We start from the raw sequence: 14,548 nt of genomic DNA, 5'->3' as shown, positions 1-14,548 counted from the left end.
ATGGCCCGTGTCGCCACAGGCGCTAATCAAAAATTCTGTTTATGAGGGCGGCTTGTCGGTGCCGCCCGGCGGATACATTTACTGCATCTCAAGCTCATCAGGCGATTTATTACCAGCGTTCTTTCAACAAGTTAGGTTGAATACCGGCAATCGCTTTGGTGTTACCCAGATATTGTGGAGAAATACCCGCTTCAAATTCATTCCGGAAGTATTTGATGGCGCTTTGCAATGGTTCCACGGCGCCCGGCGCATGCGCACAGAAAGTTTTACCCGGCCCCAGGAAGCGGCAAAGCTGCTCCAGCGTTTCTATATCTCCGGGCTGACCTTCCCCGCGCTCCAATGCCCGCAACAGTTTCACGCTCCACGGCAGACCATCGCGACATGGCGTACACCAGCCGCAGGACTCACGAGCGAAGAACTCTTCCAGATTGCGGGTTAAAGAAACCATATTGATTTCGTTATCGACGGCCATCGCCAACGCGGTGCCCAAACGGCTGCCTGCTTTGCCGATGTTCTCAAAGTCCATCGGCAAATCGAGATGATCGCTCGTCAGGAAATCAGTACCGGCCCCGCCCGGCTGCCAGGCTTTCAATTTCAGCCCGTCACGCATACCTCCGGCGTAATCCTCAAGGATCTCACGAGCAGTGGTACCGAATGGCAATTCCCACAGGCCCGGATTTTTAACCCGGCCGGAAAAACCCATCAGCTTGGTGCCGGCATCTTTACTCTTGCCCGCAGACAACCCCTGATACCATTCCGCCCCGTGCTCGATAATGGCCGGAACGTTACACAAGGTTTCCACGTTATTGACGCAGGTCGGTTTGCCCCAGGCCCCGGCCGATGCCGGGAACGGCGGTTTGGAGCGCGGGTTGGCGCGACGTCCTTCCAGCGAATTAATCAATGCAGTTTCTTCACCGCAGATATAACGACCGGCGCCGGTATGAACGAACAGTTCGAAATCAAACCCGCTGCCGAGAATATTTTTGCCCAGCAGACCGGCCTGTTTGGCTTCTTCAATGGCGCGGCGCAAATTCACCGCCGCTTCAATATATTCGCCACGCAGGAAGATGTAGCCACGGTAGGCTTTCAGGGCAAACGCGCTGATCAACATGCCTTCCACCAGCAGATGCGGAAGCTGCTCCATTAAAAGGCGGTCTTTATAGGTTCCTGGCTCCATTTCATCCGCGTTGCACAGCAGATAACGGATGTTCATGCTTTCGTCTTTCGGCATCAGGCTCCACTTAAGCCCGGTCGAAAAACCGGCGCCGCCGCGGCCTTTCAGACCGGCGTCTTTAACCAGAGAAACCACCTCATCCTGCGCCATACCATTTAATGCTTTCTTCGCGCCGGCATAGCCGTTTTTACTGCGATACTCATCCAGCCATACCGGCTGTTTATCATCACGCAAACGCCAGGTCAGAGGATGCTGTTCAGCAGTCAGGACAATGTTTTTACTCATTGATACTGCTCCAATAACGATTCGATATCTTCAGGCTTCACGTGACTGTGAAGATCGTCGTCAATCATCATTGACGGACCTTTATCACAGTTTCCCAGACAGCAGGTTGGCAGAAGGGTGAAACGCCCATCAAACGTAGTCTGCCCTGGCTTAATGCTGAGTTTTCTCTCCAAAGCCGCCTTAACGCCTTCATAGCCATTGATATGACAAACCACGCTATCGCAATAGCGAACGATATGACGCCCCACCGGCTGGCGGAAAATCTGGCTATAGAACGTCGCCACGCCTTCCACATCGCTGTCAGGAATACCCAGCACATCGGCGATAGCCTTGATTGCGCCATCCGGCACCCAGCCGCGCTGTTTCTGCACAATTTTCAGTGCTTCGATCGACGCGGCGCGAGCATCCTCATAGTGGTGTTTTTCCTGCTCAATCGCATCACGCTCTGCGTCGCTCAGCACAAAAACATTTTCTTTCGTCAGTGAATCGGCGGCAGGTTGACCCTGAGCGTCGATATGATCGGGAGTGTTGTTATGATCGTGCATAATTAGCGGTCCACATCAGACATGACAAAATCAATACTGCCGAGGTACACGATCAGATCGGATACCAGACATCCGCGGATAACTGACGGAATCTGCTGCAGATGCGCATAACTCGGCGTGCGAATACGGGTACGGTAGCTCATGGTGCCGCCATCGCTGGTCAGGTAATAGCTGTTGATACCCTTGGTGGCTTCAATCATCTGGAATGATTCATTAGCGGGCATTACCGGCCCCCAGGAAACCTGGAGGAAGTGGTTAATCAGGGTATCAATGTGCTGTAAGGTGCGCTCTTTCGGCGGCGGCGTAGTCAACGGATGATCCGCTTTAAACGGCCCTTCCGGCATGTTCTTCAAACACTGTTCGAGAATACGCAGGCTCTGGCGCAGTTCTTCAACTTTCAACATCACGCGGCTGTAGCAGTCGCTGATGCCGTTGCCAACCGGCACTTCAAAGTCAAAGTTTTCGTAGCCGGAATACGGACGGCGTTTACGGAGGTCGAAATCAACACCGGTAGCGCGCAAGCCGGCCCCAGTAACCCCCCACTCCAGCGCTTCTTTCGCATTGTAGGCGGCGACGCCCTGCGTACGGCCTTTCAGGATAGTGTTCTGCAATGCGGCTTTGACGTAGGTGTCCAGACGAGACGGCATCCAATCGAGGAATTCACGCAGCAGACGCTCCCAGCCGCGCGGCAGATCGTGCGCCACCCCGCCGATACGGAACCATGCGGGATGCATACGGAACCCGGTAATGGCTTCAACCAAATCGTAAATTTTCTGGCGATCGGTAAAGGCGAAGAACACCGGCGTCATGGCGCCGACGTCCTGAATAAAGGTACTGATATAAAGCAGGTGGCTGTTGATGCGGAACAGCTCGGACAGCATGACGCGAATCGTTTTAACGCGTTCCGGCACCTCGATGCCCGCCAGCTTCTCAACGGCCAGCACATACGGCATTTCATTGACACAGCCGCCCAGATACTCGATACGGTCGGTATAAGGAATATAGCTGTGCCAGGACTGGCGCTCGCCCATCTTTTCCGCGCCGCGGTGGTGGTAGCCCACATCAGGAACGCAATCGAGTATTTCCTCGCCGTCCAATTGCAGAATCAGCCGGAAAGCGCCGTGCGACGAAGGGTGGTTCGGCCCCATGTTAAGGAACATGAAGTCTTCATTTTCGGTGCCGCGTTTCATGCCCCAGGCTTCGGGCTTAAAGGTCAGCGACTCCATTTCCAAATCTTCTTTCTGCTTGGTCAGCACGAAAGGATCGAATTCGGTAGCGCGAGCCGGATAATCTTTACGCAACGGATGACCTTCCCAGGTATGCGGCATCATGATGCGCGTTAAATGGGGGTGTCCGTCAAAAGTCATGCCGAACATTTCCCAAGTTTCCCTTTCATACCAGTTGGCATTGGGAAACAGGTTGGTCATGGTCGGCAGGTGCATATCGCCTTCGACCAGCGCGACTTTCAACATTATGTCGCGGTTGCGTTCAATGGAAATCAGGTGGTAAAAAACAGAGAAATCAGCGGCTGGCAACCCTTCGCGATGCGTACGCAGACGTTCGTCCATGCCATGCAAGTCGAATAGCATCACATAAGGTTTCGGCTGTTTTTTCAGGAAGGAAACGACTTCCAGTAATTGCTCACGTTTAACCCACACAACGGGAAAACCCGTGCGTGTCGCCTGTACAGTAAATGCTTCTGGCCCAAAACGGTTGCACAGTTCGCTAACGACCGGATCATCAAGGTGATCGCGAGTTTGCCAGGCAGGCATAGCGATATCGTGCGTCGTTAAATCTGTCATAAATATGTCACCACATTAAATGTGCTATTTCTGTATTTGATTGTGGCCGCACACTATTATCGTGATATTACGCAGCCGGAAATCTCATCACCTACAGGTCAAATCTCGTCGGGCGAACGCAGGTTGGTCACTGCGATACGCTCACCGCGTTTACGTTCTTTTTCAGACTGCATATTGGCACGATAAACGCCTTGCTCCCCCACGACCCATGACAGAGGCCGACGCTCTTTGCCGATTGATTCTTTCAGCAGCAGCAGCGCCTGCATATACGCTTCGGGACGAGGCGGACAACCAGGGATATAAACATCGACAGGCAGGAATTTATCGACGCCCTGCACGACAGAGTAGATATCGTACATACCGCCGGAGTTCGCGCAGGCGCCCATGGAGATAACCCACTTGGGTTCGAGCATCTGCTCATACAACCGTTGGATAACCGGCGCCATTTTGGTAAAGCAGGTTCCCGCCACGACCATGAAGTCGGCCTGACGCGGCGACGCACGCAATACTTCAGAACCAAAACGGGCAACGTCGTGTACGGCGGTAAAGGATGTCACCATTTCAACGTAGCAACAGGAAAGGCCGAAGTTATAAGGCCAAAGAGAGTTTTTACGACCCCAGTTCACCGTATCATGAAGAGCATGCTCCAGCTTGCCCATATAAACGCTGCGGTGAACATGCTGCTCCAGAGGGTCGGAAACGATCTCCTGCCGTTGCAGGGGATAACGGTCATTCTCACCGTCCGGCTCTATGCGGGTGAGCGTATAGTCCATCTTAAATGCCTCGCTGTTACTGCTGATGATTGTTGGTAATGTTCATGATGTCCGATTTAACGACCTGTCTTTTGGAACGCGCGGGGATCCAATCCAGCGCCCCAATTCGAACCAGATAGATCAAACCGGCCAGCAACACCAAAATGAAAATGGTTGCTTCGATAAAGCCAACCCAGCCGCTTTCTCTGATAGAGACGGCCCAGGCATAAAGATATAAGGCTTCAACATCGAAGATGACGAAAAACATGGCTACCAGATAAAATTTGGCAGACAGGCGCATACGCGCTGAACCTACCGCGTCAATCCCTGATTCATAAGGTACGTTTTTGGCTCTGGCCCTTGCCCTACCACCGAGCAAAAAGCCGCCTGTCAGCATGAAGCCGCACAGGCCCACGGCAATAATCAGGAATAGCGCAAATGCCCAATGATGGGCGAGGACTTCTGTAGTTGTTGACATACTCGTTGCTTACTCATCAAAAGTGGCTAGTAACATCTGCTCTTTATCGGCAGCTAAGCACCACATCGATTAAAAGGAAGGATAAAAGACCATACAAAACGCACGGAAACGTGTCAGGTCAACGGGCATTTGTTATGATCGAGCCCCTAATTCTGTAACCTTTTTTCAACCTTACTAAAGGTAACAGTATATCAGTTTACATGCACACAGTTTTGTTAACACTCACATTCTCGTTTCCAGCTAAATCGAGTCAATGCTTGTTGTTCGTTAACAAATTGGTATCACCTTCAACTCAGCTTCACCCCGCCACTATACCATTTTCAAAATGGATTCCTGTTCACCCATAGTGTTATTAAGGGCATTTTTTGACTCAGAACACATTTTTTGGAATTTAGTTAGTAAAAAAACCGGCGGTGAAAAAACTCGCACTAGTAAAAAAAATTTACAACGACGGTTTAAAAAAAAGAACCAGCGTTTTATAAAAAATGAAGCGGTAAGTGTGTGACATTCCTCACTCTTTTACCGTGACGGAACGATGGGAGGCAGACAGCCGGAATGAAAATGCGTTTATCGACGGCAACGCAAGTAAGTCAACCGCGGTCATTATTCGGGCAATTCCCTTTGCCCGGAACAATGTCTGACCGTTACACATTCATACAATATTATACAGTGTCTTTATAATGACTCATCGACTACAGGCTCATGAGATTTCTTGCCTGTACCGATCACATTAAAAATCGCTGTTGACAGATCATTTTCATGATGCGGGTTCTTACACAGGTAATAACGCGTTTCCGGCAGTCTGGGCAATCCATCCTCCTCACCCAACACTCTTAACCCCGGGCTCATCATCTCAACCGAACGCACCGTTACACCCAGGCCTGCTTTAACAGCGGCGCGGGCGGCTGATAACGTTGATGCCGCATAGGCGATTTTCCAGGGGATCCCCACCGCATCCAAATATTCCAAAGCCAACGTCCGAAAAGGACAAGGATCATCCAGAACAACAAGCGGGACAGGTTCCTCCGGTCTAAATTGATAATCAACAGCGCAATACCATAACGTTGGAGAGGTCCGTAATAAGACATGGGGATATACCATACTGTTCATCGTGGTAATCACCAGATCAATTTTCCCTTGATGTAGCATCTCCAACATTTCCGCACTGCGCGTTACGTTAACGTCTATCGATAATTTAGGAAAAACAGATGTTACCCGGTGTAAAATATAAGGAAGAATTGCATCAACAGTATCATCAGAAGCGCCGATGGTGAGCGCACCCTGAATATCACTGAACATTAATGAAGTACATGCTTCGTCATTAAACTGTAATATTTTTCTCGCATATCCAAGAAACTGGATGCCATGTTCGGTCAACAGCTTATTACGCCCGTGACGGGCAAACAGCTCCTTTCCGATGAGTTGCTCTAAACGTTGCATTTGTTGGCTGACGGCCGATTGGGTTCGGCGAACAGCAACAGCAGCGGCTGCAAAAGTGTTCAAATCTGCAACAGCGACAAACGTTCTCAATAGATCAAGATCGAGATTAATTACTGGTCGATTTGCGTTGGTCATACGATTCATCACTTATCTATTTTAATTTTTGACAAAAAAAATCCTGGTGTTTTATTACATGTAATGGTAACAACCCATACATTTTAAAGACACTATCGCAGACGCACCATAAGGGCAAAAAAATACTTATATTTCGTTACCACAATCGCCTTTTCAATTGATGAGCCGTCATTGTTTTAAATGCTTCACCTCCTTGAATTTTTAATCTGATAAATCACTTTTCTTTTTTCATTCTGTAAAATAAATGTTCTCCATTTTTTAATAACCAGACATCTATTTTCATAGCAAATGCCGTCTCGACTGATGCGAAATCACTCGTCCCCCTACAGTATCGCACCAGCGGACTAGTACACAACCGTATAGTGCATAAGCGAAATAATTTGCAGGGAAAGCGATAATCATTCTTCAAAAGGTATTACGGGAGGAGTACATTGAGCAGGTTATGCTATTCCATATAGGAATACGCTTTTCCCGCAAAAGGTTTGTGATATTTATGTCCCCGATTGAAAAATCCAAGAAGCTGGAGAATGTCTGCTATGACATCCGCGGTCCGGTTCTCAAGGAAGCTAAACGTCTTGAAGAAGAAGGCAATAAAGTACTTAAGCTGAACATCGGCAATCCGGCTCCTTTCGGTTTTGACGCCCCCGACGAAATCCTGGTTGATGTTATTCGCAATCTGCCAACGGCACAGGGTTATTGTGACTCCAAAGGGCTGTACTCCGCGCGCAAAGCCATCGTACAGCACTATCAGGCCAGAGATATGCGTGATATGAACGTCGAAGATGTCTACATCGGCAACGGCGTTTCCGAACTGATTGTGCAATCCATGCAGGCATTGCTGAATACAGGGGACGAGATGCTGGTTCCGGCGCCGGATTACCCGCTGTGGACCGCGGCCGTATCGCTATCCAATGGCAATGCCGTACATTATCTGTGTGATGAGTCCTCAGACTGGTTTCCCGACCTCGACGACATCCGTAAAAAAATCACGCCGCACACCCGCGGCATCGTCATTATCAACCCCAACAATCCGACCGGCGCGGTTTATAGCAAAGCGCTACTGTTGGAAATAGTGGAAATCGCCCGCGAACATAACCTGATTATCTTCGCCGACGAGATCTACGACAAGATTCTGTACGACGATGCCCAGCACCACTCTATCGCCGCTCTGGCGCCGGATTTATTAACCGTCACCTTCAACGGCTTATCAAAAACCTATCGCGTGGCTGGTTTCCGTCAGGGATGGATGGTGCTGAACGGGCCGAAAAAACATGCCAAGGGATATATTGAAGGATTGGAAATGCTGGCATCCATGCGCCTGTGCGCCAACGTGCCGATGCAGCATGCCATTCAGACCGCCATCGGCGGTTATCAAAGCATCAGCGAATTCATTCAGCCGGGCGGGCGGTTATATGAACAACGGAATCGAGCCTGGGAGTTGATTAATCAGATCCCCGGCGTATCCTGCGTCAAACCGCAAGGCGCGCTCTATATGTTCCCGCGTATCGACGCCAAACGTTTTAATATTCATGACGATCAGAAATTAGTGCTGGATCTTCTTCTACAGGAAAAAGTCCTGCTGGTTCAGGGAACGGCGTTTAACTGGCCCAACCCGGACCATGTTCGCATCGTCACCCTGCCCCGTATTGACGAACTGGATATGGCGGTGCATAAGCTGGGCCGCTTCCTGGAACACTATCGCCAGTAGCGCTTCTCCCCCGCGCCCGGCAATGGTCGTCGCGCCGGCGCCGGGGAGTTGCCGGATGGTTTGCATAATCCCCGCCAAGTGCCACAATAGATTCCCATTGTGCTGTTGTCTGAGAGATTGTTATGAATCAGAGTCACTTTTTCGCCCATTTATCCCGTCTGAAACTCATCAGCCGTTGGCCGCTGATGCGTAACGTCCGCACGGAAAATGTATCAGAGCACAGCCTGCAGGTTGCCTTTGTCGCCCACGCGCTGGCGGTGATAAAAAACCGTAAATTCAATGGCAACCTTAATGCCGAACGTATTGCCTTACTGGCGATGTATCATGATGCCAGCGAGGTTCTGACCGGCGACATGCCGACGCCCATCAAGTATTACAATGCGCAGATCGCCCACGAATATAAAAAGATCGAAAAGATAGCCCGGCAAAAACTGATCGATATGCTGCCGGCGGAATTACAGCAGGACTATCAATCGCTGCTGGACGAACAGCATATGAGCGAAGATGAGCGGGCCATCGTCAAGCAGGCCGATGCGCTGTGCGCCTACCTGAAATGTCTGGAAGAACTGTCAGCAGGCAACACTGAATTCACGTTAGCCAAAGCCCGGCTGGAAAAAACGTTACAGCAACGTCAAAGCCCGGAGATGGACTACTTTATGACCGTGTTCATTCCGAGTTTTAGTTTATCGCTGGACGAAATAAGCCAGGATTCACCGCTGTAACCGATATCAATGCCGATAAGCTCGCGCCTATCAGAAAGGGTAAAGCCACGGCACCATCATCACGCTGACGATCATGACCAGCACCGTAAACGGTACGCCGATACGCAAAAAGTCACCGAATTTATATCCTCCCGGCGCCAGCACCAAAGTATTCACCGGCGATGAAACCGGAGTCATAAAGGCAGCGGAAGCGGCGATCGCAATGATCATCGCAAACGGATAAGGAGAGACGCCCATCTGATTCGCCGCGGCAACGGCAATGGGCGCCATCAACACGGCCGTCGCGGTATTGGAGATAAACAGACCGATAACGGCGCACAGAACAAATAAGCACACCAACATCACATGAGGCCCGGAATCTCCCGCTATATCCATCAGCCCGTTAACGATCAGCGTAACGCCGCCCGTTTGCTGCAACGCCAGAGCGAATGGCATCATCCCCACAATCAAAATGATACTGGGCCAGTGAATCGATCGGTAGGCGCTTTCCATATCAATGCAGCGGAATTTACCCATTAGCAAACATGCGATCAGCGCCGCAATAGCATTAGGGATTTCGTCGGTCAGCATCATGGCGACCATCAAAGCCAGGCAGAATAGCGCATGGGGCGCCTGGCTGATGGCCGGCGCCACGTCATCCACTTCCGCAGGCAAATTGAGCAACAGAAAATCGTTTTTCTGCATATGTAACTGCCGAATCATGCGCCAGTCACCGATAACCAACAGAATATCGCCCAACTGGAGCTGCTCGTCGGCCAGGATCCCGTCCATGGCTTCGCCATTGCGGCGGATCCCCACCACCGTCAAACCGTAGCGGCTGCGAAAGCCGACCTCGTACAGCGTTTTACCCAACAGTTCGGAATCAGGGATTAAAGAGACTTCCGCCATCCCCACGTCACGCGACTGCTCGGAGAAATACTCCCCGCGCAGTACCATCGGCTCCAGACGCTGCGACGTACAGAATTCACGCAAATCGACATCGGAGGTGGACATATCAATCAGCAAAACATCATTCAGCCGCAGTTCGGTATTCCCCGCCACGCTGACCATGACGCGCCGAAACTTACGCCAGCGTTCAATACCGACGATATTCGCGCCATAACGTTGACGTAGCCGCAGATCGTCAAGCCGGTGGCCAATAAAAGGAGAGCCCGGACGGATGGCCAAACGGCGCGCCCTGCCCGTTAGTTTGTAATCTCTGATCAGATCGCGGAAGGTTTTTCTTTTCCAGATATCTTTTGTCGCTTCCGCATTGGCGTCACTGAGCAGATATCGGGCCACCATCATATAAGCGACGCCAATCAACAACACCACGATGCCAATCGGCGTCACGCTGAAAAATCCAAACCCGGCGATGCCTTCCCGCATTAGCTCGCTGTTTACCACCATGTTGGGCGGGGTGGCCACCAGCGTCATCATCCCGCTGATCAGCCCGGCGAAGCTCAGCGGCATCAGCAACCGCGCCGGGGATGTCTTCATCCGCGCCGAAACGCTAAGCACCACTGGAATAAAGATCGCCACCACGCCGGTCGAGCTCATAAATGCGCCCAGCAGCGCAACCGTGACCATCAATAGCACCAACATTTTCAGTTCACTCTGGCCGGCTGCGCGCACCAGCCAGTCGCCGACCTGATAGGCCACGCCAGTACGAACCAAGCCTTCACCAATAACAAACAATGCCGCAATCAGAATCACGTTGGGATCGCTAAAGCCTATCAATGCATCAGATAGCGTCAGTGTTCCACTCAGCACAAAAGCAATAATGACCAACAGCGCAACAACATCCATGCGTAATTTATTGGTGGTAAACAACACAATGGCGATCAGCAACAGGGATAAGACCCAGAGAAGTTCGCTATTCAAAACGGTTCCCCTGACGGAAAGATATTCATTGATAGGTATGTATGCCTACGGAATGTCATAGAAAGTGCCGGTGCATTTTTAAATGCCGCCCAGCGTCAATCAGAAGAGTGGCAGACCGCAGTAGTCTGCCATAAAAAAACCCCGCAGACGCGAGGTTTGATCATATTTAGCAGCACTTTTATCAGTAAGTTAGCGGTCATCGCTAATTAGTGATAATGCGAGCGCCATCAGCGGACGTCTCTATCCGCAATTGTTCCAGCGAATCCAAAATCAGATCGACCTGATCCAGCTTCGGCGTATCCGCCGGCGCCTTGACCGCGATAACCTGACAACCCGCAGCCAGGCCGGATAACACGCCGGCGGGAGCATCTTCAACCACAACGCACTCTTCCGGTTTCAGGCCCAGACGCTGAGCGCCGAGTAAATAGGCATCAGGATTCGGTTTGCCCCGCGCCACCTGCTCCGCAGTAATAAAGACTTTTGGCATCGGCAATTCACCCGCCTTATGACGAGCGCTCGCAATAGGCACCGAACCTGAGGTAACAATCGCCCAGGGAATACCCAGCTCATCCAGCCTCACCAACAGCGCTTTAGCGCCGGGCATGGCAACAACGCCCTGCGTATCCGTCGTTTCTACTTTTTCCAACGCTGCGAATTCCCGCTGAATGGTTTCCTCGCTCTCGCCTTTGAGGAAATGGCGCAGAGAGGTTATCGCCTGTTTGCCATGAATGAAGTCGAGAACTTCCTGTGGTTCGATACCATGCTCTTTCGCCCAGAGAGTCCAGGATCGCTCCACTGCCGGCAATGAATCGACCAGCGTACCATCCAAATCGAACAGAAAACCTTTACACTCCACAAAAAACCCCTTTGCAATCAATCAGGCGTTAATGATCTGTGCAATCTCAACCGCGCTCAAGTGATATTGGCGCGGGCAAGACTGCCAGACAGCCAGCATTCTGGCATATTTATCCCACATTTTTGTCTGCGCATTAAAACCATGTGTTCCCGAGTCGAAATGCGGATAGCGTCCTTCCACATGCACCATAAAGCGGACAAAACCGAGATAACGGGCTTCCGTTGCGGCATCAAAGCCTAAGAATGTCAGGCGGCGTTCGTCAATCCCTTGTTTGTCCTTCAGATTTCCCCAGGACACCTGCAATGCATGGTGCATTTCCATAATGTTGATAATGGTACGGCAGACATCTTCACTCAAATCGCCGAACTCACGATCCAGTTCCCGCATCTGTAAACCATAACCGCGTTCGATGATGGTTTGCAGCCGGCGATAGCGTTCAGCATTCTCCGGATCAAGCATCGTCATCATTTTATATTGATTTGAAAGGATCAATCTCTGGGCATTCGTCATTTCCATCGTGCTCTCCTGAACCTCATTCCGGCATACCAACAATTATTTTGAAAAAGAATCGCATACTGCATCGCATCGAGATAGCCGTAGCACCCGATTTTTTGATTTGAAACAGCAGGAGGGGAAAAATAGCATTCCGCCCATCATCTGTCTGATGGAGATCACAGATCGTCCAGAAATGTTTTATCGAGTTGTTTAAAGGCGCGTTTCAACACATCCGCCAAGGTCTGATAGGTTGGGGCGTCGTCCTCCAGCGGAGCCAGCGCCAGACCGGACTCAAGCAACTTATGGCGGATATCGTGAAACCACTGCAATAGCGTGGGCGGCAACGGAGTAACAGAGCGGCGCCCTAACCACCACAGCCCCTGCATCGGCAAACTACAGGCAAAAAGCGCGGTGGCGACGGCCGGGCCGATCTGTCCTCCGAGGGCAATTTGCCACGTCAGGGTAAACACCGCCAGCGGCGGCATAAACCGAATGGCAAACCGAGTCGCCCTCGCCACCCGGTTCTCGGGGAAGACCGGAGCCAGGCGCTTATCCGTAGGCCAGGTTTTCATATAATGTTGCCCACGCTGGAGTAACTGTAGCCAACTGATTCGACCGCTAGGTTTCGTTGCCATAGTCACACCTCAACTTTACAGATAAAAAATAAAATCTTCGCACAAATCAACAACTCAATTTGATAATGTTAAAATATATTTTGTGTTTGCCGTACGCTATCGGTATCCTAGTCCGGCCTTTTAGCCGTCTTATTTTACTGACGCAGTATGGCTTAGACGCATGGGATACGCTTCCTGCGAAAAAAATTGTAAACAGCCACCGGCGGTATGGTTCTGCGCTCCCTTGACTGCGGACCTCATAAGGCCTTCATCGTGTTATTATACTGTAAATACGGTATAACATACTCGATAATATTGATGCTTTTTTCACCGTCATATCGGGTGTATCACACCGGGGTGTGATTTTAATCATAAATGCCAACCATGAGATACGTTACGCTATGCTCCGTTTGGCATTTTTTTAACCATATATAACAAGTAGGTACTTCCATGTCGAGTAAGTTAGTACTGGTTCTTAACTGTGGTAGTTCATCTCTGAAGTTTGCCATCATCGATGCGATTAACGGGGAGGAATACCTGTCTGGTCTGGCCGAATGTTTCCACCTTCCCGAAGCCCGCATCAAGTGGAAAATGGATGGGGGTAAACAAGAAGCCGCACTGGGTGCTGGCGCTGCTCACAGCGAGGCGCTGAACTTCATCGTTAATACCATTCTTTCCCAGAAACCGGAGCTGTCCGCTCAACTGGTTGCTATCGGCCATCGCATCGTTCACGGCGGTGAAAAATTCACTCAGTCCGCGGTTATCACCGATAGCGTCTTGCAGGGTATCAAGGAAGCCATACCTTTTGCGCCGCTGCATAACCCGGCCCACCTGATCGGCATCGCCGAAGCATTAAAATCATTCCCGAAACTGGCTGATAAAAATGTAGCCGTATTTGATACCGCTTTCCATCAGACCATGCCGGAAGAATCCTATCTTTATGCACTGCCGTACAAACTGTATAAAGACCACCATATTCGCCGTTACGGCGCACACGGCACCAGCCACTACTTTGTAACCCAACGTGCGGCTGAAGCGCTGAATAAACCGGTAGAAGAAGTGAACGTCATTACCTGTCACCTGGGCAATGGCGGTTCCGTTACCGCGGTACGCAACGGCAAATGTGTTGATACGTCTATGGGCCTGACCCCGCTGGAAGGTCTGGTGATGGGTACCCGTAGCGGCGATATCGACCCAGCGATCGTTTTCCACCTGCATGATTCACTGGGCATGAGCGTAGAGCAAATCAATAAACTGCTGACGAAAGAATCCGGTCTGTTAGGTCTGACCGAAGTCACCAGCGATTGCCGCTACGTTGAAGAAAACTATATGTCCAAAGAAGACGCTAAACGCGCAATGGACGTATATTGCCATCGTCTGGCCAAATACATCGGCGCATACTGCGCGCTGATGGAAGGCCGTCTGGATGCTGTCGTCTTCACCGGCGGTATTGGTGAAAACGCAGCGATGGTACGTGAACTGACGCTGAACAAACTGGGTCTGTTAGGGTTTGAAGTCGATCATGAACGTAACCTGGCAGCCCGCTTTGGCAACGGCGGTAATATCGCTAAAGATGGCAGCCGCCCAGCGCTGGTTATTCCAACCAATGAAGAATTGGTTATCGCTCAAGACGCCCTCCGTCTGACAGCGTAAAATTCGAATCTCAACTCCGTCAGCCT

13 protein-coding genes are annotated in these 14,548 nt (G+C 50.8%); 3 read left to right on the top strand and 10 right to left on the bottom strand.

Features of this window, described 5'->3' with window-relative positions:
- Nucleotides 1-109 precede the first annotated feature (109 nt).
- The 6 genes from nuoF to lrhA all read right to left on the bottom strand — a co-directional run bounded on the left by nuoF (nt 110) and on the right by lrhA (nt 6,611).
- Nucleotides 110-1,459 carry an NADH-quinone oxidoreductase subunit NuoF gene (nuoF, locus tag HC231_RS07235; protein WP_208230386.1) on the bottom strand — a complete coding sequence of 450 codons (1,350 nt, stop codon included), beginning with the start codon at nt 1,457-1,459 and terminating at the stop codon, nt 110-112.
- On the bottom strand, nt 1,456-2,004 hold the full coding sequence (gene nuoE, locus HC231_RS07230; protein WP_208230385.1) for an NADH-quinone oxidoreductase subunit NuoE: 549 nt from the start codon (nt 2,002-2,004) through the stop codon (nt 1,456-1,458). Before nuoE ends, nuoF begins: the two co-directional genes overlap by 4 nt.
- Nucleotides 2,005-2,006: 2 nt before the next feature.
- The gene (gene nuoC, locus HC231_RS07225) at nt 2,007-3,806 is read right to left on the bottom strand and encodes an NADH-quinone oxidoreductase subunit C/D (protein WP_208230384.1); all 1,800 of its coding nucleotides are present in this window, start codon (nt 3,804-3,806) and stop codon (nt 2,007-2,009) included.
- A gap of 98 nt (nt 3,807-3,904) precedes the next feature.
- On the bottom strand, nt 3,905-4,579 hold the full coding sequence (locus HC231_RS07220) for a NuoB/complex I 20 kDa subunit family protein (protein WP_208230383.1): 675 nt from the start codon (nt 4,577-4,579) through the stop codon (nt 3,905-3,907).
- A 16-nt stretch (nt 4,580-4,595) separates the two neighbouring features.
- On the bottom strand, nt 4,596-5,036 hold the full coding sequence (locus HC231_RS07215; protein WP_208230382.1) for an NADH-quinone oxidoreductase subunit A: 441 nt from the start codon (nt 5,034-5,036) through the stop codon (nt 4,596-4,598).
- 675 nt (nt 5,037-5,711) lie between these two features.
- Complete coding sequence (gene lrhA / locus HC231_RS07210) at nt 5,712-6,611, bottom strand: transcriptional regulator LrhA (RefSeq protein WP_208231245.1); 900 nt, start codon at nt 6,609-6,611, stop codon at nt 5,712-5,714.
- Between the two features lie 493 nt (nt 6,612-7,104).
- Here lrhA and HC231_RS07205 point away from each other — a divergent pair, with 493 nt between their 5' ends.
- Together HC231_RS07205 and yfbR are read left to right on the top strand one after the other, a co-directional pair.
- A complete protein-coding gene (locus HC231_RS07205; protein ID WP_208230381.1) occupies nt 7,105-8,319 on the top strand; it encodes a pyridoxal phosphate-dependent aminotransferase in 1,215 nt (404 codons plus the stop codon).
- Nucleotides 8,320-8,441: 122 nt separating this feature from the next.
- Entirely contained in the window at nt 8,442-9,041 is a 600-nt protein-coding gene (gene yfbR / locus HC231_RS07200; RefSeq protein ID WP_208230380.1) for a 5'-deoxynucleotidase, read from the top strand.
- Between the two features lie 30 nt (nt 9,042-9,071).
- Here the strand turns inward: yfbR and HC231_RS07195 are convergent, their stop codons facing one another.
- The 4 genes from HC231_RS07195 to yfbV all read right to left on the bottom strand — a co-directional run bounded on the left by HC231_RS07195 (nt 9,072) and on the right by yfbV (nt 12,890).
- Nucleotides 9,072-10,904: an SLC13 family permease gene (locus HC231_RS07195; RefSeq protein ID WP_208230379.1), complete on the bottom strand. Its 1,833-nt coding sequence runs from the start codon at nt 10,902-10,904 to the stop codon at nt 9,072-9,074.
- A gap of 202 nt (nt 10,905-11,106) precedes the next feature.
- Nucleotides 11,107-11,760, bottom strand: a complete 654-nt coding sequence (locus HC231_RS07190) for a sugar phosphatase (protein WP_208230378.1) — start codon at nt 11,758-11,760, stop codon at nt 11,107-11,109.
- 21 nt (nt 11,761-11,781) lie between these two features.
- Complete coding sequence (locus HC231_RS07185; RefSeq protein ID WP_208230377.1) at nt 11,782-12,276, bottom strand: YfbU family protein; 495 nt, start codon at nt 12,274-12,276, stop codon at nt 11,782-11,784.
- 155 nt (nt 12,277-12,431) lie between these two features.
- Nucleotides 12,432-12,890 carry a terminus macrodomain insulation protein YfbV gene (gene yfbV / locus HC231_RS07180; protein ID WP_208230376.1) on the bottom strand — a complete coding sequence of 153 codons (459 nt, stop codon included), beginning with the start codon at nt 12,888-12,890 and terminating at the stop codon, nt 12,432-12,434.
- A gap of 429 nt (nt 12,891-13,319) precedes the next feature.
- On the opposite strand from yfbV, the gene ackA reads away from it, so the two are divergent.
- Entirely contained in the window at nt 13,320-14,522 is a 1,203-nt protein-coding gene (gene ackA, locus HC231_RS07175) for an acetate kinase (protein WP_208230375.1), read from the top strand.
- Nucleotides 14,523-14,548 lie beyond the last annotated feature (26 nt).

Origin of the sequence: Brenneria izadpanahii, from assembly GCF_017569925.1 — a bacterium.
In the GTDB taxonomy this organism is placed as follows: domain Bacteria; phylum Pseudomonadota; class Gammaproteobacteria; order Enterobacterales; family Enterobacteriaceae; genus Brenneria; species Brenneria izadpanahii.
Note: the sequence above shows the minus strand (reverse complement) of the source record. Positions and strands in the feature narration are given on the sequence as shown.

Coding starts and splice junctions, on each gene's coding strand:
- HC231_RS07220 (WP_208230383.1), bottom strand. CDS start 4,579: ATGGACTATACGCTCACCCGCATAGAGCCGGACGGTGAGAATGACCGT.
- ackA (WP_208230375.1), top strand. CDS start 13,320: ATGTCGAGTAAGTTAGTACTGGTTCTTAACTGTGGTAGTTCATCTCTG.
- lrhA (WP_208231245.1), bottom strand. CDS start 6,611: ATGACCAACGCAAATCGACCAGTAATTAATCTCGATCTTGATCTATTG.
- nuoC (WP_208230384.1), bottom strand. CDS start 3,806: ATGACAGATTTAACGACGCACGATATCGCTATGCCTGCCTGGCAAACT.
- HC231_RS07205 (WP_208230381.1), top strand. CDS start 7,105: ATGTCCCCGATTGAAAAATCCAAGAAGCTGGAGAATGTCTGCTATGAC.
- nuoE (WP_208230385.1), bottom strand. CDS start 2,004: ATGCACGATCATAACAACACTCCCGATCATATCGACGCTCAGGGTCAA.
- yfbR (WP_208230380.1), top strand. CDS start 8,442: ATGAATCAGAGTCACTTTTTCGCCCATTTATCCCGTCTGAAACTCATC.
- HC231_RS07185 (WP_208230377.1), bottom strand. CDS start 12,276: ATGGAAATGACGAATGCCCAGAGATTGATCCTTTCAAATCAATATAAA.
- nuoF (WP_208230386.1), bottom strand. CDS start 1,459: ATGAGTAAAAACATTGTCCTGACTGCTGAACAGCATCCTCTGACCTGG.
- HC231_RS07215 (WP_208230382.1), bottom strand. CDS start 5,036: ATGTCAACAACTACAGAAGTCCTCGCCCATCATTGGGCATTTGCGCTA.
- yfbV (WP_208230376.1), bottom strand. CDS start 12,890: ATGGCAACGAAACCTAGCGGTCGAATCAGTTGGCTACAGTTACTCCAG.